At 46.9% G+C, this 23,774-nt stretch carries 23 protein-coding genes; 13 read left to right on the top strand and 10 right to left on the bottom strand.

The window, feature by feature from the left end:
• Positions 1-246 precede the first annotated feature (246 nt).
• Positions 247-705 carry an FAD-dependent oxidoreductase gene (locus tag FN124_RS19160; RefSeq protein ID WP_260607540.1) on the bottom strand — a complete coding sequence of 153 codons (459 nt, stop codon included), beginning with the start codon at positions 703-705 and terminating at the stop codon, positions 247-249.
• Here FN124_RS19160 and FN124_RS19155 point away from each other — a divergent pair.
• A complete protein-coding gene (locus FN124_RS19155; protein WP_312847232.1) occupies positions 605-1,078 on the top strand; it encodes an efflux RND transporter permease subunit in 474 nt (157 codons plus the stop codon). The genes FN124_RS19160 and FN124_RS19155 overlap by 101 nt on opposite strands.
• A gap of 175 nt (positions 1,079-1,253) precedes the next feature.
• Here FN124_RS19155 and FN124_RS19150 read toward each other — a convergent pair whose 3' ends face one another.
• A complete protein-coding gene (locus FN124_RS19150; protein WP_142686357.1) occupies positions 1,254-1,580 on the bottom strand; it encodes a DMT family transporter in 327 nt (108 codons plus the stop codon).
• 126 nt (positions 1,581-1,706) lie between these two features.
• Between FN124_RS19150 and FN124_RS19145 the strand changes: the two genes are divergently transcribed.
• Positions 1,707-1,994, top strand: coding sequence for a hypothetical protein (locus FN124_RS19145; protein ID WP_221887830.1), 288 nt, complete (start codon positions 1,707-1,709; stop codon positions 1,992-1,994).
• Between the two features lie 138 nt (positions 1,995-2,132).
• Positions 2,133-2,498, top strand: a complete 366-nt coding sequence (locus FN124_RS19140) for a DUF2200 domain-containing protein (protein ID WP_142686355.1) — start codon at positions 2,133-2,135, stop codon at positions 2,496-2,498.
• 48 nt (positions 2,499-2,546) lie between these two features.
• On the opposite strand, the gene FN124_RS31500 is transcribed toward FN124_RS19140, so the two are convergent.
• The 4 genes from FN124_RS31500 to FN124_RS19125 all read right to left on the bottom strand — a co-directional run bounded on the left by FN124_RS31500 (position 2,547) and on the right by FN124_RS19125 (position 6,182).
• The gene (locus FN124_RS31500) at positions 2,547-3,023 is read right to left on the bottom strand and encodes an alpha/beta hydrolase (protein ID WP_260607514.1); all 477 of its coding nucleotides are present in this window, start codon (positions 3,021-3,023) and stop codon (positions 2,547-2,549) included.
• A gap of 99 nt (positions 3,024-3,122) precedes the next feature.
• Positions 3,123-4,148, bottom strand: a complete 1,026-nt coding sequence (locus FN124_RS31495; RefSeq protein ID WP_260607513.1) for an alpha/beta hydrolase-fold protein — start codon at positions 4,146-4,148, stop codon at positions 3,123-3,125.
• Positions 4,149-4,417: 269 nt separating this feature from the next.
• Entirely contained in the window at positions 4,418-5,569 is a 1,152-nt protein-coding gene (locus FN124_RS19130; RefSeq protein ID WP_185937264.1) for a FecR family protein, read from the bottom strand.
• A gap of 43 nt (positions 5,570-5,612) precedes the next feature.
• Complete coding sequence (locus tag FN124_RS19125; RefSeq protein WP_142686352.1) at positions 5,613-6,182, bottom strand: RNA polymerase sigma factor; 570 nt, start codon at positions 6,180-6,182, stop codon at positions 5,613-5,615.
• Positions 6,183-6,425: 243 nt separating this feature from the next.
• On the opposite strand from FN124_RS19125, the gene FN124_RS19120 reads away from it, so the two are divergent.
• From FN124_RS19120 to FN124_RS19080, 9 genes are all read left to right on the top strand, one after another.
• Complete coding sequence (locus tag FN124_RS19120; RefSeq protein ID WP_260607512.1) at positions 6,426-9,902, top strand: SusC/RagA family TonB-linked outer membrane protein; 3,477 nt, start codon at positions 6,426-6,428, stop codon at positions 9,900-9,902.
• Positions 9,903-9,926: 24 nt separating this feature from the next.
• A complete protein-coding gene (locus FN124_RS19115) occupies positions 9,927-11,909 on the top strand; it encodes a RagB/SusD family nutrient uptake outer membrane protein (RefSeq protein WP_142686350.1) in 1,983 nt (660 codons plus the stop codon).
• A 44-nt stretch (positions 11,910-11,953) separates the two neighbouring features.
• On the top strand, positions 11,954-13,165 hold the full coding sequence (locus tag FN124_RS19110; protein ID WP_260607511.1) for a DUF5000 domain-containing lipoprotein: 1,212 nt from the start codon (positions 11,954-11,956) through the stop codon (positions 13,163-13,165).
• A 30-nt stretch (positions 13,166-13,195) separates the two neighbouring features.
• Positions 13,196-14,401: a DUF4998 domain-containing protein gene (locus tag FN124_RS19105; protein WP_142686348.1), complete on the top strand. Its 1,206-nt coding sequence runs from the start codon at positions 13,196-13,198 to the stop codon at positions 14,399-14,401.
• A 287-nt stretch (positions 14,402-14,688) separates the two neighbouring features.
• Positions 14,689-15,276, top strand: coding sequence for an SHOCT domain-containing protein (locus FN124_RS31185; RefSeq protein WP_221887829.1), 588 nt, complete (start codon positions 14,689-14,691; stop codon positions 15,274-15,276).
• Positions 15,277-15,658: 382 nt separating this feature from the next.
• Positions 15,659-16,951, top strand: coding sequence for a DUF2130 domain-containing protein (locus FN124_RS19095; RefSeq protein WP_142686347.1), 1,293 nt, complete (start codon positions 15,659-15,661; stop codon positions 16,949-16,951).
• 10 nt (positions 16,952-16,961) lie between these two features.
• Positions 16,962-17,582, top strand: coding sequence for an HAD family hydrolase (locus tag FN124_RS19090; RefSeq protein ID WP_142686345.1), 621 nt, complete (start codon positions 16,962-16,964; stop codon positions 17,580-17,582).
• A 202-nt stretch (positions 17,583-17,784) separates the two neighbouring features.
• Positions 17,785-18,429, top strand: a complete 645-nt coding sequence (locus FN124_RS19085) for a DUF4136 domain-containing protein (RefSeq protein ID WP_142686343.1) — start codon at positions 17,785-17,787, stop codon at positions 18,427-18,429.
• 32 nt (positions 18,430-18,461) lie between these two features.
• Positions 18,462-19,082 (top strand): outer membrane beta-barrel protein, encoded by a 621-nt coding sequence (locus tag FN124_RS19080; RefSeq protein WP_142686342.1) that lies wholly within the window; start codon positions 18,462-18,464, stop codon positions 19,080-19,082.
• 77 nt (positions 19,083-19,159) lie between these two features.
• Here the strand turns inward: FN124_RS19080 and FN124_RS19075 are convergent, their stop codons facing one another.
• Entirely contained in the window at positions 19,160-20,176 is a 1,017-nt protein-coding gene (locus tag FN124_RS19075; protein ID WP_142686341.1) for an FAD:protein FMN transferase, read from the bottom strand.
• A 36-nt stretch (positions 20,177-20,212) separates the two neighbouring features.
• Positions 20,213-21,391, bottom strand: coding sequence for an acyl-CoA dehydrogenase family protein (locus FN124_RS19070; protein WP_142686340.1), 1,179 nt, complete (start codon positions 21,389-21,391; stop codon positions 20,213-20,215).
• A gap of 314 nt (positions 21,392-21,705) precedes the next feature.
• On the opposite strand from FN124_RS19070, the gene FN124_RS19065 reads away from it, so the two are divergent.
• Positions 21,706-21,990, top strand: a complete 285-nt coding sequence (locus FN124_RS19065) for a YciI family protein (protein ID WP_185937263.1) — start codon at positions 21,706-21,708, stop codon at positions 21,988-21,990.
• A gap of 71 nt (positions 21,991-22,061) precedes the next feature.
• On the opposite strand, the gene pyrF is transcribed toward FN124_RS19065, so the two are convergent.
• Positions 22,062-22,883, bottom strand: a complete 822-nt coding sequence (gene pyrF / locus FN124_RS19060) for an orotidine-5'-phosphate decarboxylase (RefSeq protein WP_142686338.1) — start codon at positions 22,881-22,883, stop codon at positions 22,062-22,064.
• Between the two features lie 214 nt (positions 22,884-23,097).
• Entirely contained in the window at positions 23,098-23,724 is a 627-nt protein-coding gene (locus FN124_RS19055; protein ID WP_142686337.1) for an FMN-binding negative transcriptional regulator, read from the bottom strand.
• Positions 23,725-23,774: the final 50 nt, after the last annotated feature.

Here is a 23,774-nt window from a genome sequence, read left to right as displayed (position 1 = left end):
TTAAGATCCAGATCAATTGGGAAGATTTCTATCGATGACGAACCAACAAAAACGATCTGGCTTTTTTGGCTGTTTGATTTTCTACAGCCTATCTGGTTAAAATATCATTTTGAAATTTAATGATATCCGGATGCAGATCCGTAAGTTCAGTGGCTTTGTCTGACATACTATTTTTTCTTGTTGATTCGGTTTGTCTTGGTTAATTGTCGTTTCTTTTTAGTTCGTTTGCTCCCAACGACTCATTTTTTACGCCGTTATCCCTTTGAAAAACTCAACTATCCTGCCCTGCGCATTTTCGGCGTGCATCCATTCTATCATCTCAAATGATGTCGCTGCCTCTTGTGCGGCACGTTCACGCATAACTGTTTCATAAGCTGCAATGGCAGTTTGTGTGTCTTTAAAATGCTCATTAGTGAGACATTCACTTAATTCAAGCGCATCAAGCATAGCCAAATTTACCCCTTCACCGGAAGGCGCCATGATGTGAGCCGCATCTCCAAGTAAAGTCAGGTTGGGTTTCGCCTCCCATGTTTGGTCTAAAGGAATGGAATATTGAGGTCGTATCAATACCGGCACATTAGCATTATCGAATAGCTCAAACCATATGTCGCCCCATTCCGCAAACGTTGTTTTGAACCATTGCCTCACCAGTGCGCTGATTGGTGCATTGCTGGCGCTGGCCCTGACTATGGAAACATTAAACATCTTTACGATCATTGGGATGATTATGCTTTTGGTGTTGGTCTCCAAAAATGCTATTCTCATTGTCGACTTTACAAATAAACTCAAAGAGGAGGAATATGGAACTGTGGAAGCGCTGATAGAAGCAGGCAGGGAAAGGCTTCGTCCAATTCTGATGACAACGCTCGCAATGATTTTTGGTATGTTGCCCATAGCAATGGCAAAAGGCGCGGCAGCAGAGATAAAAAACGGGATGGCCTGGGTAATCATTGGGGGGCTCACAAGTTCTATGATCCTCACGCTTTTTGTGGTGCCTGCCATGTACCTGATTGTAGATGGTATACTTGACCGTCTTTCCCGACGTCGTAAGCGGCCCTCCATCGGGTGTACCTCATAAGTGGCAGGAAGGCTGAACATAAAACAGATTATATCTTCTGTTCACTTATGGGTAACAATTACACATACAGTGTAAACAGTTGTAGGTTAGGTATACGGCCCCGATGTTTATCGGGGCTTATTCCCTTCGGCGCAAAACGCCTAATCCGCGTGTATATCGCTTCATCTTAAGATGATTAATGTGATGCCGCCTTCAATCCAACAATAGAGGCTATCAATGTTACAATAAAGAACATTCTCCAAAAATGGGCAGGTTCATTAAAAACGAAGATCCCCATCAGGGCAGTACCAACTGCGCCAATACCTGTCCATACAGCATAGGCGGTTCCCAGAGGCAGACTTTGAGTAGCCTTCATCAGTAAAAGCATACTGGCCACTAATGAAAACAGGAAAGCACCGTACCATAAATACATGGCTGTACCTGTTGATTCCTTTGCTTTTCCGAGGCTGGAGGTAAATGCTACCTCGAACAGGCCAGCGATAATTAAAATAATCCAGTTCATATCATTAATTTTAGCGTAATAAGTTCACGCAATAAAGCGAGCAAAAAAGGTTATTACTATTAAAATTACGGCATCATACACAAACGTTACTCAAACCTCTGATTACGAAATACCTAAAAATAAGTTATGGGCAAGATCAAAATAGCGGCATTTTCAGTTTCCATGGATGGGTTCGGAGCAGGACCACGTCAGAGCCTGAAAGATCCACTCGGCATAAGAGGCGAAGAACTTCACACATGGATGTTTCAAAAAACGGATGGTAACAGCGGGACAGGTGTGGATAACATCGTTCAGAAGTCAATGGAGAATATAGGCTCCTGGATCATGGGGCGTAATATGTTCGGACCACAGGTGGTATCGAGCCTGCGCTTGAGGAAGCCAAAAAGGTGGCAAATGGAAAAGAAATGCAATTGACATTCTCACCCGTTTTTTCGGATCAGGAGAGCACCTCTTTTCAGGAATTGATATACCTGCCCTGGGTTTCAATCAAGTCGAAAAAATAAACGGGGAAAATGCAACACACATTATTCTAAAACGTTAAAAATACAGGATATGGGCAATTCAAACACACAGGATCAGCGTATCGCAAAAATGATCTTTGCCTCGGTCTATCCATTGTACGTCCAAAAGATAGAAAAGAAAGGCAGAACAACCGAGGAGTTACATCAGGTCATAGAATGGCTAACAGGCTTCGATAACAGGAAACTGCAGGAATTAATAAAAGAAAAAGTAACTTTTGAAACGTTCTTTCAGCGTGCTTCGCTAAACCCCAATGCTCACCTCATTACCGGCGTAATTTGCGGGTACCGTGTAGAGGAAATCGAAAATCCTTTAACGCAACAGGCCCGGTACCTGGATAAACTGGTGGATGAATTGGCAAAAGGGCGGAAAATGGAGAAGATCTTGCGCGGATCGTAAGGTGGCCTGCTGCAACACTTTCACCTGCACTTCCAGTACGGACCGCTTTTAAAGCGTATGTATGCCTCCCATAGATAAACCGGCCAATGCCCTTTTCTTTGCAGAGGTGTCTGCACGGTAATTTTTTTCCACCAGCGGAATAATAACCTCTTTTAGCTCTGCTTCAAATGTTTTCAACGGAGATTCACTGAAAGCAGTGCCGCCAACATTCGCATCAGGCATAACCACCAGCATAGGCCCCGCTTTCCCTGAGGCGATCAGGTTATCCATGATCAGATCCGTTTTACCTTGCATGGCCCATCCCGTTTCGTCTTCGCCGCCACCATGCAAAATATAGAGCACAGGATATTTCTCGTTGGTATTTGCCTCGTAACCCGGCGGAACATAGATACACAGCTGTCGCCATGAACCGGTAACCTTTGAGAAGTATTTCCTGGTCCGGATCTCTCCATGCGGCACATCTCTTAATGCGTAATAATTACCGCCGGCAAACGGTATTTCAATACCGCTTGCCATTCTTCCCATGCCGTAAAAGGTTTCACTGGCGGGATCTGCAACTGCTACATCGTCTATCAGCAGGGAATAATAATGAAATCCTTCGCTTATGGAATCCGTTGTTACTGTTCATACACCGGTGCTGTCTTTCACCATGTCATACTTGCGGCCCAGGTCAACCTGGACCTTCCGCGCTTCGGGCGCTTTGATGTGGAAAACAACCCGGTGGTCGGCCAATACCTGTGGATACTTTGCATTGCGTACATTGGTTTCGGCAGGTGCGCCCTCTACGGGGTATTTTGAGAACGTAGCAGTATCCACCGGTTTAAATATCAGCTGGGAAAACATAAACAACCCGTTTTTCCATACCTTAAAGTCATGTACGCCAGGCTCAATGTAATAGATATGCGGCACATTGTTTTTTTGCAGGTAATCATGTGTACGTTTGCTGAAGGAAATTAACCCGTCGCTGGCGCCGCAGGAGATCCAGAGCAGTTTTATTTTCTGTCTTGCTGCTGCAGGATCCGGTACCAGCTGTTCCGGTGTTTTGGTGTTCGGAGCAGACGAAAAGCCGCCTATCCAGGCAAACGTATCCAGGTTACCCAACCCAAAGTTCAGCGACTGCCCTCCTCCCATCGACAAGCCGGCAATGGCCCTGTGTTCCCTGTCTGTGTAAACGGGATATTTCTTTTGTATATAGGGAATAAGATCGTTCAACAGATCTTTTTCAAAAGTGGCAAACGCCTGCACTTTGTCGGGAGCCATGATATTACCGGTAGCCCGGTCGTCTTTCATAGCCCTTCCGTTAGGCATAACAACGATCATTGGCTCAATTTTCCCCCCGGCATACAGGTTATCCAGCACTACCTGTGGCGTGCCGCCTTTCAGCCATTCCATTTCGTCGCCGCCAATGCCATGCAACAGGTATAACACCGGGTATTTATTCATCTTTGAAAATCCCGGTGGCAAATATATCAGCGCTTTACGCAGATTGCCCACTGTTACTGAGTTATAGGTGATGGTATCAATGCGGCCATGTGGTATATCAGCACGCAATGCGTCAAAACCGGGAGGTGCATGCTCAATAATATCCTGGGTAAAAGCAGTTATAGTAAACAATAGAAGAAAGGTAAGATTAGATACTATTTTTTTCATGTGGAACGGATTTTTTTACTGTTGTCAATGTCGTGCTAACGCCTGCTGATAAAACAAAAATACAGGAACCCGCTTTTAAGCAATGGCTTATTTGTCGAAATTGATAGTATAATTGTCTCACAGACGCTAATTTAATACGGTAAGAAATAATTAAGCGATGATATAATGCTTTTAAGACCAGGTGGCGATACAAACAAAAAAAATGCATCCTTTATCAGGGATGCAGGTAAATCGGTTCCCTTTTAAGGAAGATTTTAAGCAGGCATTGCTCAAAGGATCTGGAGCACGCTTCCCGTGAGCTGATACTTAATATCCGTGGTCTTCGACAAATTATCCATAAACTCCGGCAACCCGTCTTTTTTGGTGAGCACGCCGCTAACTGTAATTCCTTCTGCCCCCGGTGTATTAAATTGTACGGTCACATCAAACAGGCGCCTGATTACAATGGCTATTTCTTTTAACGGGGTATTCCTGAAATAATATTTTCCTTCCAGCCATGCAAGCGTATTCCGCGCATTAAACTCGTCGATCCTGAAACCATTGCCCTGTTGGGGATTGTAAATGGCTTCATATCCGGGCAACAGCTGCACGCTTTGATTACCTGTTTTACTTTTCAGGGACACTTTGCCCGATGAAAGCGAGAGCCGAGGACTGTTGCTGCTGTAGGTATTGATATTAAATGCGGTGCCCAGCACATTAACAGAAAACTGCCCTGTATGCACAATAAAAGGATGGTTAACATCTTTATGAACGGAAAAATACGCTTCCCCGTTTACAAAAACTTCCCGGGTACGCCCGTTGAACGACACCGGGAACCTGATTTCAGACATGGCGTTCAGCCATATTTCTGTACTGTCCGGCAATGTAAGCTTGTAATCTTTCCCGGCGGGCACCTGCAGCAGGTTCATCGTTGCAGGGGCATCGGCGCTGGCCGACTCATATTGCAAACTTTTGGGCGATACCCTCATCTGTGCAGAGCCGATGCTGAGCAACGACGACTGGGTGGTATCAGAAAGATTAACAGTTTGCCCGTTAGCCATCTGCAGGATAATACTATTGCCCGGCGCGGTGTGTTTTACAGCAGCAACAGGATGTTGCGCCTGTTCCCGGGAAAAGAAAAAAAACAGGTATGCAGCGCTTCCCAGCAGCAGCAATAAACCGGCAGCTACCCGGTATAGTACCTTCGTATTATTTTTCTTAAAGAGATGCTTTCTTTCTTCCCACAACTGTGATTCGTTCAGCTGTTGCAGGTATTGCCGGGCGGCAGGATCATTGAGCTGATGCTGCAGGCGGGCGAACATATCTTTTAACGCCGGATCGGCGGCCATAAGCTCCTGCAGCGCATGGTCGTCTTCCCCGGAAATGTTCCCGGACAGCTTTTCCAGCATTAATTGATCAATATATTGCTTATAAGAGGTCATTGATAGTAAACTTAATGAGAGAAGTAAACGCTTACAGTACATTTCATTCCGATACTGGTGGATGCAGTTTGCTACGCAGTGTTTTAACAGCTATTTTAAGATGGGTTTTCAGTGAATTGATGCTGATACCCATATTGTCGGCCACTTCATGATATTTTTTCTGCTGCATATATACAAGCGTAAATGCCCGCTGGCGCTGGGCCGGAAGCTCGCTCAGCAATTCATGCAGCTGCCGGTGCAGTTGTTCCTGCGCGCTCCATCTGTCGTCTGTGTCCTTTTCCGGTATGCACAGCTCATCAACTGTTTCCGCATATCTCTCAATCTTTCTCAGCGCCCTTTGTTTCACTTTATGGTAATCATTTATCTGGTTACGGACAGCAGTGAGCAGGTAACTTTTAAGACAGCCTTTTATATTCCGGTACAACTTCTTTTCCCACATACTGCTCAATACCAACTGAACAAGATCGTCTGCCGCCACCGCATCGCTGGTGCCGAGATATGCTTTGGTCCACATCAGCCGGTAATACTTCTTAAAAATAACCTCGAAGGCGTCACCGGCATTTCCTGTTTTTAATAATGTAAGTATAACTTCATCTCCCGGATATTCAGGCATAAAAATACTTTTTAGGCTGGTTGATTAGATAAAGCGGATAATATTCGTTTGGGACATTGAGGTTAAATATAAGGCGTCTGTATGATAAAATGTTAATTTGACAATTATTAATTTTTTTAAGCAAGCGGGATAACGGTTTTCTCATTCACCCATTTTCCAAATGTGTCGTCTTAGTATAGTGCGCCACAAAAATCAAGCACTTATAGTCACCACGTTACAGTCATTGTCAACCAAACAAGGAAAATGAAAAGAAGTATCCCGTTATTGAATACTGGCCGGCGCTCTTTTGCCGGGCCCAGGGCGTTTATCGCCGCTTTTTTGCTCTTTTTTTTAGGTTTTACTGCGCGAAGTCAGAATATTCCTGCATCCACAGTGTCTATCAAAGGAAATAATATGACGCTGGAGAGTATTTTCCAGGCGATTGAAAAACAAACAGACCTCACCTTTTTTTACAGCGACGACCTCCTGAAAAGTGAAGTGATCAGCGGCCCCATTGATTATACAAATACCCGGGTAGCCACTGTGCTGAACGAAGTGCTGAAAGGCCGCAATTTGCTGTATGAACTGAAGAAAAACGTGGTGCTGATCAAACGGGGCAGGAACCCTGCCGCCGGGGAAGGCAATCCTGCTGAAAAAAAGAGCGCCACGCAGGAACGGCAGGTCTCAGGCCTGGTGCTCGCCGAAGATACCCGGTCGCCCCTCCCCATGGCAACAGTAATGCTCAAAGGAACCACCACCGGCGCTAAAACAGACCAGGACGGGCACTTCAAATTAAAAGTTACGGGTGACAATAAAATACTGGTAGTACAATACATAGGTTATGTGTCAAGGGAAATACCCGTAAAAAATGACGTGGGCAATTACGAGATATTGCTTTCCCCCCGGGACAATACCATTAAAGACGTGGTGGTGGTAGCTTATGGTACCCAGAAGAAATCCAGTATGGTGAGTTCTATTACCGCCATTGAGCCCAAGGAACTGAAGGGGCCTACCGGGAACCTCACCACTATGCTGGCCGGCAGGATCCCCGGGGTGATCTCCTACCAGCGGAGCGGGGAGCCGGGCGCCGACAATGCGCAGTTCTTTGTAAGGGGCGTAGGCACCTTTGGCGCCGGGAAAGTAGATCCCCTTATCTTAATTGATAATATAGAATCATCTTCCAGGGATCTTGCCAGGTTGCAGCCAGATGATATCGCTGGTTTTTCTGTTTTGAAAGATGCCACGGCTTCCTCGTTGTACGGGGCCAGGGGCGCCAACGGAGTGATACTGGTAACTACCAAAACCGGCAACCTCGGAAAGATGCGCTTCAATTTCCGCATGGAAAATTCTACTTCTGCCAACACCCAGAATTTTAAACTGGCAGATAATGTTACCTACATGAAACTCGCCAATGAAGCGGTGCTAACCAGGAACCCGCTGGGCGTATTACCATATTCACAAAATAAAATTGACCATACTGCCGCAGGAGACGATCCCTTATTATATCCCAACAACAACTGGATACAGCAGCTGATCAAGGACCGCACTACCAATCAACGTTTTAATATCAATGCCAGCGGGGGCTCAGACAAGGCAAAGTACTACCTGGCCATGACCTATAATATTGATAATGGCATCCTCAAGGAAAACAAACTGAATAATTTCAGCAATAACATCAAGCTCCGCTCCTATTCCATTTTATCAAACGTTACTTTAAACCTTACCAAAACAACAGAAGCACTGGTAAGCCTTAAAGGGCAGTTCGACGATTATAACGGCCCCATTGGGGGCGGCGCCGCTACTTTTTATAATGCCATCTGGAGCAACCCGGTGGCGTTTCCGGCAGTATACCCCTCAAATCTTCTGCCCTATGCCAAACACCCGCTGTTCGGAAACGCCCTGATACCAGGTGGCGGCGGGCTATATGTGAATCCATATGCCCAATCGCTTTCCGGGTTCCAGGCCACCAATACCAGCACGCTTACCGCGCAGCTCAGTTTGCGCCAGGACCTGGAAGCCATTACACCCGGGCTTTCTGCCAGAATGATGGCGTATACCGGCCGGTATGCAAATTTTGCAGTATCCAGGCAATACAGTCCTTATTATTACCAGTCGAGCGCAGTGGACGGAAAATTTACCGGCCTTACCCTCATCAACGATGGTAACGTGGGCAGCGTTGGCCCAACGCCCACAGAATATCTCACCTATGCGCCCGGCGATAAAAATGTAAATACCACCACCTATGCCGAAGCCGCTGTAAACTATTCCAGGATCTTCAACAAGGTACACAACGTAGGAGGCATGCTGATAGGCACCATCAGGAATTACCTTACCGGTAATGCTTCCAGCCTGCAGCTTTCCCTGCCCGCCCGCAACCAGGGCATATCCGGCAGGTTTACCTATGGATATGATGACCGTTACCTTTTCGAATTCAACTTCGGGTATAATGGCTCTGAAAGGTTTGCCGCCAACCACCGGTTTGGCTTTTTCCCCTCAGTGGGAGGAGGCTGGATCGTATCCAATGAAAAATTCTTTAAGCCACTGGCCAATACTGTTGACCAGCTGAAATTCAGGTTCACTTACGGACTGGTGGGCAACGACCAGATAGGCAGTGCTACCGACCGTTTCTTTTATCTCTCGGATGTTAATTTAAATGGCAATGCAGCAGGATACTTCGGTACCAACTTCACTTACAACCGCCCTACCGTAGCCATCAACCGTTATGAGAACCGTGACATCACCTGGGAGCTGTCTAAACAAACCAATATCGGGATGGACCTCACCATGTTTAAAAACCTTACCATCACCGTAGATGCCTATGAGCAAAACCGCAGCAATATCCTCATGGTAAGAAACACTGTGCCCAGCTCAATGGGCCTGCAGGCAAACATTTCTTCCAATGCAGGAAAGGCCTACAGCCGGGGAGTTGACCTCGTGACCGATTACCGTAAAACGTTTAATAATTCACTATGGGTGCAGGCACGCGGTACCTTTACCTATGCCAAAAGTAAACTGCTGGTAAACGAAGAACCGCAATACGCGGAAAACAACCGGAACCTGTCTAAGGTAGGTAACTCGCTAGGGCAGATCTATGGCCTGATCGCAGAGAAACTGTTTATTGACCAGGCAGAAGTAAATAACTCCCCCGTGCAATACGGCAGCATCATGGGAGGGGATATTAAATACCGGGATGTGAACGGAGATGGAAAAATTACTGATGCCGATTATGTGCCGATCGGGTATCCTACCACACCGGAAATTATATATGGTTTCGGCTTTTCTGTTGGATATAAAAATTTTGACCTGAGCACTTTTTTCCAGGGCTCCGCCAGGTCTTCTTTTATCATTAACGCCGCCAATACTACTCCATTCTACCTCAACGGCGGTAACCAGAATGGCTTGCTGCAGGTGATCGCCGACAGCCACTGGTCGGAAGACAACCGCGATTCCTATGCTTTCTGGCCCAGATTAAGCAACACCATCTCTGCAAATAATACACAAACATCTACCTGGTGGTTAAGGGATGGTTCCTTTTTACGTATGAAATCAGCAGAGATCGGGTATAACCTTACCGGCAATATTTTGAAGAAACTACGCCTGACCAGCGGGCGCATTTATGCCAATGGATTGAATTTATTCAGCATCAGCGCCTTTAAACTATGGGACCCCGAAATGGGCGCATCCGGGTTGGGATACCCGGTTCAGCGGGTGTATAACATCGGGGTAGCGATTGGTTTCTAACATTCAAATAAAGCATTAATTCATATGAACGATAATAAGTTTAACAGCAATCGCCTGACAGGAACACAGGCTTGCAACAGCAGCCAGTATCACGTTGCCCGTTCCATCTTCTTCCTGCTCATCATGATCCTTTCCGGAGCAGCGTGTAAAAAACCTTTCCTGGATGTAGTGCCTGATAATGTGGCCACCATCGACAATGCCTTTACTTCCAAAACAGAAGCTGAAAAATATTTATTTTCCTGTTATGCCTACATTCCTGTTAATTATGACCCCACCTATAACGTAGGGCTATCTGCCAGCGACGAGGTATTTGTGCTGGACCCCACGAATAATATCAGGTCTACCAATGTATTAAGACTTGATTATGGAGATCAGAATACATCTGATCCCATCGCCAACTACATGACCGGCGACAGGGACGGTGTGGCCTGCTATAAGGCTATCAGGGACTGTAACATCTTCCTCGAGAATGTAAGCGATCAGGGTAAAGTGGCGGATCTGGATATCGATACAAGAACCAGGTGGATAGCAGAAGCCACTTTTCTGAAAGCCTACTACCATTTTCTTATGTTCAGGGCTTATGGTCCTATACCGGTGATAGACAAGAACCTCCCTATCAGCGCCTCTATCGACGAGATGTATGTTAAACGCCAGCCGGTAGATTCAGTTGTAAATTATATCGCCGGTTTACTGGATGCAGCAGCAACGAACCTTCCGGTGAGCATCGCCAATATATCCTCTGAATCAGGGCGCATTACCAGGCCCGCCGCATTAAGCTTAAAGGCCAAATTACTGGTAACAGCTGCCAGCCCTTTGTTCAACGGCAACTCCGACTATGGGTCTTTCAAAAACAAAGACGGTGTACAGCTTTTCAATACTGTTTTCAGCGCCGCCAAATGGCAACGTGCCGCCGATGCATGTAAAGCAGCTATTGACCTCTGCGCTGCACAGGGAATCCGCCTCTATACTTTCCCTGAGCAGACAATACCGCTGAGCGCTACTACCATGACGCAGATGAGCGTCCGCAATTCCATGAGCGAGCCATGGAACAGCGAATTGGTTTGGGGCTCTACCAGCGGCGTTACCTGGGGCTGCACCTTCCTGCAACGCTGCGGTATCGGGCAGTTCGATTTTCCCAATGCAGTAGCATCAAAAACGGCAGGGCATCCGTTACTGGGCCCTACCATCAAGATGGCCAAAATGTTTTACACGCAAAACGGCGTTCCCATTGATGAAGATAAAACACTCGATTTTTCAAATATCGCGGCACTGCGGGTAGCTACACATGCCGAAAGGTTTAACATTAAAGAAGGAGAAACCACTGCCCGCTTAAATTTTGACCGGGAGCCAAGATATTATGCCGACCTGGGATTTGACAGGGGCATCTGGTATATGGCCAACAGCCCTTCTAAGAATGATGAAAATACATTCTGGCTGATGGCCCGCGGCAGTGAACTGAGCCAGTCGTCGCCGGTACCTATTGCAGGTTTTTATATGAAGAAAGTAGTGAACTGGCATATGGACTGGAACACAGTCACCTATCCTCCTTATCCCTATCCCGAAATACGCCTGGCAGATCTGTACCTGCTCTACGCGGAAGCACTGAATGAAGTACAGGGTCCCGGAGAAGATGTATATGATTATGTTAACAGGATAAGGGCCAGGGCCGGTTTGCAAACAGTACAAAGCTCATGGTCCAACTACAGCAGGAACCCTTCCAAATACACTACCAAAGAGGGAATGCGGGCCATCATCCAACGGGAAAGGGCCATTGAGCTTTGCTTTGAAGGACATCGTTACTGGGACCTGTTACGCTGGAAAACCGCCGCACAGGAGCTCAGCGGCAATATCACAGGCTGGGTGGTAAGCGGTCAGACCGCAGAATTGTACTACCGTGAAATTTCTTTTCTCTCCAGGCATTTCGTAGCTCCCCGCGATTACCTGTGGCCGATAAAAGAAAATGACCTGCTGGTGAATCCCAATCTGGTGCAAAATCCCAACTGGTAAACTGCACAGCGTGCGGATGTCTTTTAACATTAAATCATTAAGAAGTGAAAACAATAAAATCAAATACGATCTTATATACAGCGTTTTCCCTGGTACTGATATCAGGCTGTAAAAGAGAGGAACTGAATAAAGCCGTGGTTACCAATACCAATCCTCCGGGCATGGTAACGGGCATCACCGTGACGAATGCAAATGGAAAATCAGTGATCACCTATTCGCTTCCATCTGATCCTGATCTTTCCTATGTAAAAGCTGTGTATGAAACCTCCCCGGGGCATCCTGCGGAAGTAAAGGCTTCACACTACGAAAATACACTGACGGTAGATGGTTTCGGAGATACACTGGCCCATGTCATTAAGCTGTATTCCGTCAACTCCAGCGAAGTATCGTCGCCTGCAGTTTCCGTTACGGTAAATCCCCTCACACCCGCTATTAACCTTGCATACAGGTCGCTGGTGGTGGAAGCCACCTTTGGTGGTTTCAATCTTACCTGTAACAATCCCACGCTGGAAAACCTGGCCATTATCCCGCTTGTTGATTCTTCCGGTACCGGCAAATGGGTACAAACAGTAGGGATGGACAATGTATACAGCAATGACCCCGTGATCAAAAGCGCAGTGAGAGAGCAGCCTGCTGTCAAAAGAAATTATGCTTTTGTGGTGAGAGACCGGTGGATGAATTTTTCAGATACCCTGTTTGTATCGCTCACGCCATTTTTTGAACAGCTGTTACCCAAATCGGAGTGGAGCAATTATGTATTGCCGAACGATGCCGGGATCCTGAATAATGGCGGCCGTACAGATGTGCCGTACATATACGACGGCGATTTCCACCCGGGATGGCCGCGTTGCCTCTTCACCCTGGAACAGGCCGGCAGTCCGCAAATGGTAACACTGGACCTGGGCAAGGCGCACATCTTCAGCCGTATGCAGGTAAATCCCTACAAAGAGCTTGGCAACAATTACTATGTAAGAGGCAATGTGAAAGATTTTGAAATATGGGCCTCCAACAGCCCGGGTCTCAACGGCAACCTGGATGAAAGCTGGACCAAACTGACCACCTGCCACGTGGTAAAACCATCCGGTTCACCTTATGCCACGGAAACCGCTTCCGATCAGACACTGGCTTACAACGGCTGGCAGTTTGATTTCCCGGCCGGGCAAACCGCCTACCGCTATATCAGGATCAGGAGCTTGTCGAACTGGCAGGGATCTTACTTTATCAATATCGCGGAATTTACATTGTGGGGTAACTAGTTAATGATCAATCAACGAAATTCAAAACAAATGAAACAGCATCAACTTACAGCTTCCTGTATAATACTGGCGCTGGTGTTTATCATAAGCGCCTGCACCAAAATGGATGAATACAGGGATAAATATATGGCGGGTGGCGCAATCACCTATCCCGGTAAAATGGACTCTGTAAAGGCTTTCTCCGGTAAAAGCAGGGTAATGATCACTGGTCTTTTTACCTCCGATCCAAAGATCACCGCTTATAAAGTATTCTGGAACAGCCGCCAGGATTCTGTTGAAGTAGCGGTTAAAAGAACGGCCGGTGTAGATACTCCGAAAGTAATTATCTCCGGTTTACCTGAAGGACTGATGAACTTTGAGATCAGGACCTACGATGCAGCCGGCCACGTTTCTATCCCGGTAAACACCTCTGCCAACGTATTCGGGCAGCTGTATGAAACTGCGCTTATCAACCGGGGCATCTCCAATGCGGAAATGCAACCCGACGGTTCTGCCCTGATCAACTGGGTGGATGTGAACGCAGATGCAGGCGTGGTAAACATGCTCATTAAGTATGAAGATAACACCGGCACACTGCACGATACCCTGGTTGTATCCGCCAATACCTCCTTCAGCACCTCGTTGCCCGCTTTCAGATCAGGCAGCGGTATCAGTTACCGGACGGCTTACCTGCCTAATCCTACCGCATTCGACACCTTTTATGTGGCCTTTCAACAGCATAGCGTAAAAGCGGATGTAACGGCTCAATACATGCAAAATACCGGTCCTTTTGTAAGGGCCACCTATGATGGCGGCAGATGGGGCACCCTGGCAGCGCCATGGATCACCAGCCCCAACGTGATGAACCATTCCGGTTTTGGCGGCTATGTGGCCGATGCCGGTGGTTGCCTGGTAATGGAATCGGGATGGGGTGGCACAGCCAACATCATCAATGGTAAAATATACCAGACCGTTACTTTACCTGCGGGGAATTATATTTTCCTGGTGAACTGCTACACAGAAGCGCTTGACCCGGTATACGTAGTGGCTGCCGCCGGCAATACATTACCGGATATAAGCGATCTGCCTGCCGCTGCGGGATACATTGCATTCCCCACCACCAGGTTCGCGAATGCCACGGTACAGTGCCAGTTTACCATTACGCAGCCCCAGGCGGTTTCATTAGGCTTTGTAGCTACCATGACCTCCGGCAACCAATACTGGCGCGTGCCTTCGGTTAAACTGATAAAAAACTGATCCTTTGTTTATCCTGTGCCTGCCAGAAAGCCTGTTCCTTTACCGGGGCAGGCTTTTTTAATCTGCTCCAATCCCAAAGCAATGTTAAGGGCAAAGCTTTTAACAAATGATCGCCCAACTGGTATAGTTATACAAAGATTTTTGTAAATTGGTTTGTATATACCCATTCTTCTTAGCACATGGACCAATAATTTTCACAAACACTCTATTATAACCCCGGACAGACCAGTTGGCACCCGAGTAATAATACAATACAATAAAAATAAATAACCCCTGAAATCAACATTATGAAAAAACTTCTATTTGCATTGGCAGCGTTATTCCCAATAGCGGCTTTTTCCCAGGATGCCCCAACAGTAATAGCACCCGGAACAAAACAAATGGCCGCGCAGGCCCAGATAGAAAAAGGCTATACAACCCCTTCCGGGTGGACAGTTAAGCCCGGTGATGAACTTAAGATTGGAAAAGGCTCCATGCCCAATAAAACATTTTCGTTCATTTATCAGTCGCCCGCCGGGTTTGCAACAGAAACTTCCGGAGACAATTACAGCAACAAGAGATATGCGGGCACCAATATGGCCGGTAAGTCAACAAAGGTAAAATCCCTGATTGCTTACGGAAATAAAAAAACCGGGTATACCGTTGTTGCAAGGGTGGGCTTCGGAGAACTGGTGAATTACTGGATCGAAATAGATAATGCTGTTGATGGAGGAGAACTCATTCCGCCTGCGGCATATGCCAAAAAAGAACAGGGTAGCGCCCCGGCGGGTGGCTCTGTAGCCGATGAACTGAAAAAACTGAAAGAGCTTTTGGATTCCGGCGCCCTTACGCAGGAGGAATACAACGCCCAAAAGAAAAAGCTATTGGGTCAATGATAACTCCCGGGCTATAGTATAGATACTCCCGGTTTCCGCCGTATTTTCACCGTATATACGCCATTGTTGCGCCATTGATAAGCCGTATTCAAGAGATACGGCTTATCCTCCCTTCTCCACCGGCTATAATCCCCGTATCCGCCAAAGAAACCGGCACCCCCCATCCTTAACAATTCCCTAACCTTCATTTAACCTCCGTCTAACAATCATTTCCCATCTTGCTGGCGTTAACCCGGCAGGAAATACTATCTATTGAAAAACCTGAATTACTGTTGTTTGTTTTAGCCATTATTCATGCAGGAGGAAGGAAGAGCCAACTACCTTCCTTTTTTTATTCCGTCCGCTAAACCCCTATCTTTACGTAATTTTTTACTGAAGTACTATGGGAACATCAATTACCTGTCCCAGTTGCAGGCACCAGTTTGTGATGGAGGATGCTTTTGCAGCGGATATAGAAAAGGAAATGCGGGGAAAAATGGAGTCGGAATGGCGTAAGCGGCTCGACTCCCTTCAGGCTGAAAAAAACTCCCTGCAATCGGAAAAAACAAAAATGGCGCAGGAACGCCAGCAGGTAGAAGCACTGAAACTACAGCAGGAGGAAGAAGTGAACCGCCGGGTGCTCGCCGAAAAAAAACTGCTCCAGGACGCCCTGGAACAGGAGCTGCGTAAATCCATCACCGCCGATCTCAGCAGCCAGCTATCGGCCCTGAAGGAAGCTAACCTGGAACAGGAGGAAAAGCTCAGGGAAGCCCGCAAACAGGAACTGGAATTCCTCCGTAAAGAGCAGGAACTGAAAACCAAAGAACAGGAACTGGAAATTGCCCTGCAGAAAAAACTGCTGGAAGCAAGGTCTGAACTGGCCGACCAGATACGGAGAGAAGAATCCGAACGTAACACACTGAGAGATACAGAGCACCAGTTGCGCCTCCGTGAACTGGAAAAACAACTGGAAGACCAACGCAAACTGGCCGAAGAAATGAGACGCAGGGCAGAACAGGGCTCCATGCAGCTGCAGGGAGAAGCACAGGAACTGGTGCTGGAAGAAATGCTGCGCCTTCATTTCCCGTTCGATGAAGTAACGCCTGTAGGCAAAGGCGTTCGCGGCGCCGATTGCATACAGCTGATCCGCAACCAGTACGGGCAGGAATGCGGGCGCATCATCTATGAAAGCAAACGCACCAAGGAATTTATCAGGGACTGGGTGGAAAAACTGAAAGCAGATATGCGCAGCCAGGGTGTGGATGTGGCCATCCTTGTTACCCAAACCATGCCAAAGGATATGGAACGCTTCGGTGAAAAAGAAGGCATCTGGATCTGCACTTTCGCTGAAGTAAAAGCGCTGGCTTATGTACTGAGAGATGGCATTATCAAAATTTCAGGCAAGCTCCGCTCACAGGAAAATAAAGGAGACAAAATGCACATGCTCTATGAATACCTTACCGGCGGCGAGTTTGCAGAGCAGTGGAAAGCTATCCGCGAGGGGTTTATGTCCATGAAATTATCCATCCAGCGCGAGCGCGACGCTATGGAAAAACTCTGGAAAGCACGCGAAAAACAACTCGAAAAAGTATTACTCAATGCGGCGCATATCAAAGGCTCCATTGAAGGTATTGCCGGCAGCGATTCGGTAGATCTTCAACTGCTGGAAGATGCTTCCGATGAACTTCCTGAATAAACAACACCCTATGCAATATAAAACGATCAACACCATTATATTCGACCTGGGAGCAGTATTGATCGACTGGAATCCCCGTCATTTATACCGTAAGATTTTTTCTTCGGAAGAAGAAATGGAAACCTTCCTCCGTGAAGTATGCACGTCCGACTGGAACGAAACACAGGATGAAGGCCGAACCCTGGCCGAAGGTACCGACCTGCTGGTGGGCGCCTTTCCTCTCCATGAAGAAAATATCCGCGCCTACTACGGCAGGTGGGAGGAAATGCTTGGCGGGGAAATTGAAGGCACCAAAAACATATTGCATCAGCTGAAACAAAGCGGGCAATATAAATTATATGCGCTCACCAACTGGTCCGACGAAACATTTCCCGTTGCATGGGCCATGTACCCTTCCCTTCACTGGTTCGACGGTATCATAGTGTCCGGCAAGGAAAAAATGCGCAAACCAGCCCCTGCATTTTTCCAGCTGCTATTAGATAGGTATAACGCTAACGCACCTACGTCATTGTTCATCGATGATAATATTCGTAATGTGAAAGCAGCGCGCGAGTTCGGTATAGACAGCATCCTGTTCGAAGATCCGGACCAGTTAAAAATAGAATTAGAAAAGAGATCTATATTAATTTAATCCACTACATTAATTATTGTACTGTTAACCCTTCTCCTACTTTAGGATTTCATTAACACTCCATTGATAAACTTTCTGTAACAATCAACCATCTAATCCGTTTAAGAGACATAACACGGAAATGGAATTGTCAGGACACCAACCTGACTGGTCCATAATCGTTAGCCCGTAGATTTATTTTTTTAAACTAATACGCTAGGACATGAAAAGAACATTGTTTTTATTCAGTGCCGCTGCCGCAGTGGTAGCGATGGTTTCATTCAGTAGCTGCCGTAAAGATCCCTTAAAAGATATGACCAATGAAGAGTCAAGGATCTACATCACCAATCACGACAGCACCGCCAATTTCACCTCATATTCCACTTTTAGCATAGTAGATTCGGTGGCTGTATTAACGCGGACCAGTGATTCAGCGAAGAAAGCGCTGACTGACTACGACAAAAAATTAATTGCTTCTGTAACTGCTGCCATGCAGCAACGGGGTTACACGTTAGTGAACAAAGCTGCCAAACCTGATCTGGCAGTGAACCTCACACGTATCGACAACTCCTACACCAACATCTCCTGGAACCCGGGATGGTGGGGCGGCGGAGGCTACTGGGATCCGGGCTACTGGGGATATCCCGGCGGCGGATGGTACTGGCCTTCTTACTACACTGTTTACCAGGTGAATGAAAGACAGGTAGCCATCGACCTGTTCGACCTCAAAAACCCCAAGAACAACAAGCTCACCGCTGTATGGAATTCATTATGGCGTGGCTCAGGCGTATGGAATACCGATAACATCGATTCCATGGTGCAGGCATCTTTTGCACAATCTGCCTACCTGAGTAAAACTGCTAATTAATGCTGATTGAGAACTTTTAAACTGACAGGAAAATGAAAAAGATAAGAAACTGGATATTGATTTTTGCAGGATGTTTTGCCGCACAGGCTGTATCTGCACAGGTTCGTCCACCTTTATCCGTAGATGTGAATTATTCCATTGCACAACCCCTGGGCTCATTAAAGGATTATTCCGATAAAACCAGCTTCCGTGGCTGGAGCGCCGGGCTACAATACCAGCTGAATAACCAGTGGTCCGTAGGATTACGTTCCGGGTTCCAGGATTTTTACCAGCGTCTCCCGCGTGCAGTATATCCCGATAAACAGGGAGATGTTTCTGCCGTTCAGTCACGCACCTTACAGGTAATTCCTATCCAGGCCACCGTAAGTTATGCGTTCACTTCTCCCTCTTCAGCGGTGATTCCGTATGCTACTGTGGGCGTAGGTACTGCAAATATGAATTATGAAAAATACTGGGGTGAATTTGTAGAGAAAGATAACAGCTGGCAATTCCTGGTTAGCCCGGAAATAGGCATCAATGTGCCTTTTGGAAAGGCGTCGCCACTGATGTTCAATGCCAGTGTGAGGTATAACTATGCACCGTATAAATACGGCGACATTACCAATTTCAATACCGTTCAGGGAAATATTGGATTGAAATTCTCACTGAATTAAATCCATTTGTGTCCATATTCTAAGAAGAAAGCGTGAGAGTGAGCCCCGTTCGTGAACCAGCGAACGGGGCATTTTTTTCAGAACTCCATGTATGCCTTAAAACCTTTACTGAAGGCTTCTTTAATGGCGCCATCCTTATCTTTGTAAATATAAATTGCTTCCAGCCCGTATTCCGGATGTTGTTCAATATAGGAAAGCCCCTTCTCTACTCCCATCAAAATAAGCGGGTTATCAAAAGCATCTGCCGTAAAACAATCTTTTGCGATCACAGTAACACTGATAATATTATTATGCAGCGCTATCCCTGTTCCCGGGTGAATGGTATGCGCAAAGCGTGTACGTCCCTGGTCAAAAAAACGGCGGTAATTTCCGCTGGTGGCAATGCCTTTGTCCGGAAGCCGCACCAGCCCCTGTACAGGCTCATACGTGGTATCGCCGGGCGCTGGCCGTTCTATTCCCACACGCCATGTTTTGTGCTGATGATTATGTCCCTTTGCACATAATTCGCCACCTACATCCACCAGGTAATTTTCTATTCCCTGCTGTGATAAAAACTGTCCTATCACATCCACGGTATATCCCTGGGCAATACCGTTACAATCTATCTGTACCCCTTTCTTTGCAGCATACAGCTGGTCGCCTTTTACACGCAGATAACGGTAACCAATATACGACATCGCAGCCCTGATGCTGTCTGTTGGCGGCACGCCTTTAAAGGAAGGTTTGGCAACACCAAATCCCCAGAGGTATACCAGCGGTTTCACGGTAATATCAAACAGGCCGTTGGTGGCTTTACTGGTGAACAGCGCCTTCCGGATCACGGCTTTCATGTGCTCATCCATGGTGATATGACCGGTTTCATTAAACCGGTTGATGGCCGATCCTGGTTTATATAACGATAGCGACTGGTCGATCACCGCAAACAGGGAATCGATTCGTTCATCCATTAACGTTGTATCGGCCGATAAATACTTTACGATATAGTAAGTGCCCTGTGCTTTCCCTTCACAGGTAATAAGTTTCAGGGCAGGCGCCTGCTGCGCCATCATATCAGTGCACCAGAGCAGGGTGGCCAGGAGTAAGAACTGTTTCATGTAATTGTTGGCAGTAAGCCGGGCAGCTGCCGGCTACTATTTAAATGCGTCTAAACCGGTAATATCCATACCGGTGATCAGTAAATGTATTTCGTGTGTTCCTTCGTAGGTCATTACGCTTTCCAGGTTCATCATATGCCGCATCACCGGGAATTCGCCGGTGATACCCATTCCCCCGAGAATGGTACGTGCATTGCGGGCAATATTGGCGGCTACTTCGCAGGAGTTGCGCTTGGCCATTGAAATTTGCGCTGCTGTTGCTTTTCCTTCATTTTTTAAAACGCCGAGACGCCAATTGAGCAACTGCGCTTTGGTGATTTCTGTGATCATTTCCGCCAGCTTCTTCTGCGTAAGCTGAAATCCGCCGATAGGACGGTCGAACTGTATACGTTCTTTGGCGTATCTGAGGGCCGTATCATAACAATCCATCGCAGCCCCTATCACTCCCCAGGCAATCCCGTAACGGGCGGAAGAGAGGCAGGTTAACGGTCCTTTTAAGCCCCGCGCTTCCGGCAGGATATTTTCCTTCGGTACTTTCACATTATCAAACACCAGTTCCCCCGTAGCACTGGCGCGTAAGCTCCACTTCCCTTTGGTTTCCGGCGTGGTGAAGCCTTCCATGCCTCTCTCCACGATAATACCACGGATCACGCCACTTTCATCCTTTGCCCACACCACGGCGATATCCGCAAAAGGGGCATTGGAAATCCACATTTTTGCACCGTTTAATATTACATGATCCCCTTCTTCCCGGAAGTTGGTGAGCATCCCTGCAGGGTTGGAGCCATGATCTGGTTCTGTAAGGCCAAAGCAGCCCATCATTTGTCCTGTAGCCAGTTTGGGCAGGTACTTCCTTTTCTGCGCTTCACTCCCGAAAGTAAATATCGGGAACATCACCAGCGATCCCTGCACCGATGCGGTAGAACGGATACCGCTATCGCCCCTTTCCAGTTCCTGCATCATCAGTCCGTAAGCAATATGATCCATTCCGCCTCCACCATATTCCACCGGTATGGTAGGGCCAAAGCAGCCCAGTTCCCCCAGGCCCTGCAATATTTGCGACGGGAAAGCTGCGCGCTGGCAATAATCTTCAATGATGGGGGATATTTCTTTCTTCACCCATTGACGAACTGCATCACGGGTCAAAAGGTGCTCTTCTTTCAGTAAATCATCTATGGCAAAATAGTCGGGCGACTGAAACAGATCTTGTTGCATTACTACAGGTTTAATACCCAATATAAGAAATTACCCGTTAGGAACCGCGTCCACCGGGAGATTTAAGCTTTTCGCCGGGAGCTGATTTTCATTAAAAATTCCGGGAAGGCAAACGCGTTATTTCATGACAAGTTTGTACCTTTCCTTCAAATTCAGTTGTTATGGCAAGCAAAGTTTTACCTGCGCTTTTGCTATTGGGATTTTTAGTCGTTGTGATGTTATCATTTCACCCCACACCATTACAATCTGTCGCCCTTCGTGTGCCAACCCCAAAAGTCAGATCAGGCATATCCCCTGAAGTAAAAAGGTACTGGATGGTGCTGTTAAAAAAAGGCCCTTTCCGGAACCAGGATACCGCCCTCGCCGCAAAAATCCAGCAGGCTCATATGGACAACATCAGCAAAATGGCTGCAGCCGGCAAGCTGGTGGTAGCGGGTCCTTTTGAAAATGATGAAACGCTGCGCGGTATTTTTATTATGGATTGTAAAGACAGCCTTGAAGTGGTGTCATTGGTGGAAAAGGATCCTGCTGTGGCGGCTGGCAGGCTGGTTTTCGAAGTCAAGCCCTGGTGGACGGTGAGGAACTGTCTTTTTAAATAACATCTCAGGGAGATGCCGGTACCTGGCGCCTGCGGCAAACCGCCGCTGCCTGGTACCGGCATAAAAAATTATTATACGGCTGCTACGATCTTGTTCAGGTACCCGGCCATTTCCACCTGGTATTGTTTGGCAATACGACGGGCATCTGTTGCAAAGTCTTCTCCGTTGCCTGCATAAATGATGGCGCGGCTGGCATTTACCAGCAGCCCGCAGTCTTTATTCATGGCCTGCAACGAAATTTCTTCCAGGCTGCCGCCCTGCGCACCTACACCAGGTACAAGGAAGAAATGATCTGGTACCAGTTTACGGATATATCCCAGCTGCGATGATTGGGTGGCTCCCACCACAAACATCAGGTTGTCTGGTGTGCCCCATTCCATACCGGCTTTCAGCACTTTTTCAAAGAGGAATTCATCCCCTATCTGCTGCATCTGGAAATCCTGGCTGCCCTCATTGGAAGTTAATCCCAGCAGGATAGCCCATTTTTCAGAGAACTGCAGGAAAGGCGTTACGCTGTCTTTACCCATGTATGGGGCCACGGTAACAGCATCGAACTTGTAGGTTTCGAAAAATGTTTTGGCGTACTGGGTAGAAGTATTGCCTATATCGCCACGTTTTGCATCAGCAATAGTGAATATCCCGGAAGGGATATATTCAATGGTGCGTTGTAAGCTTTCCCAGCCTCGCATGCCCATACTTTCGTAAAAGGCGGTATTGATCTTATAGGCCACACAAAGATCTTTGGTAGCGTCAATAATCGCCTTGTTAAAGGCAAACACCGGATCTGCATGAGAAAGCAGGTGTTTTGGAATCTTTTGTACGTCTGTATCCAGTCCTACGCACAGGTAAGACTGCTTTTCCTTAATCAGATTCACCAATTCCTGTCGATTCATAGTCGGTTAATTTGGGGCGCAAAGTTAAGAAAAACTTAAGCAATGACGCTTCTTTAAACATATTATGATTACCTGTATTTGAAAAACAACTTTTCTTTACTCACTGTGGTAGTTGTGGCTTACCGACAATGCTGACATAATTTAACGTGGAAGATTAAAATAAAGATATTCCTTTTTGGGATTATGACCATCAACAAAAAATAAAATGTTTTATCTATTTATTGGCTGACCTGCGGGCTTCCATTTCAGCTGCCACACGTAAAGAATTTTCGTCGCCCAATGCCCGTAAATGGGCAATGACGCTAAAATAATCGGTGTCTTTTTTATTTTGGCTGAGCTTATAATTAGCGTTTACATTGCGGATGCTCATTTCAAATCCAACGATAGCTTTTACATTATTCCGGAGGGTTTTATCATCAATATCGCTGAGATGTACCGGGCAGGCAGATGCTGCCTCATATTTATCCATGAGCGAGCCGAGCGCTTCCACTACTTCTGCCTCTTCCTGGATACGGATGGAGCCATGAATATGCACGGCCATATAATTCCAGGTGGGTATTTTATCTTTTTCATACCAGGACGATGAAATATAAGCATGATGTCCTGAAAACACGGCCAGCGCTTCGCTTTTTTCAAACCATTCCCATTGCGGGTTGATCCGCGCAATATGGCCACGCAAAACAAATTCTCCCGGTGTTTTCTCCGCCAGCGTCATGGGAATATGAGTGGCATGCGGTGTTCCTTCGTTATCAGTATTGATCAGTAAGCCAAAACCATTTTCGCTGATAAAACCGGCAATGGTGTCCCAGTTGGTTTCCCTGGTGAATTTTGGAGTATACATTCGAAGATATTATCGGAAGATAACGGATTACAGATATTTCTATCCGTAAT

It is taken from the genome of Chitinophaga polysaccharea (assembly GCF_902150045.1).
In the GTDB taxonomy this organism is placed as follows: domain Bacteria; phylum Bacteroidota; class Bacteroidia; order Chitinophagales; family Chitinophagaceae; genus Chitinophaga; species Chitinophaga polysaccharea_A.
The sequence above is the reverse complement of the archived record's forward strand: the minus strand, read 5'-3'. Positions and strand labels throughout refer to the sequence as shown.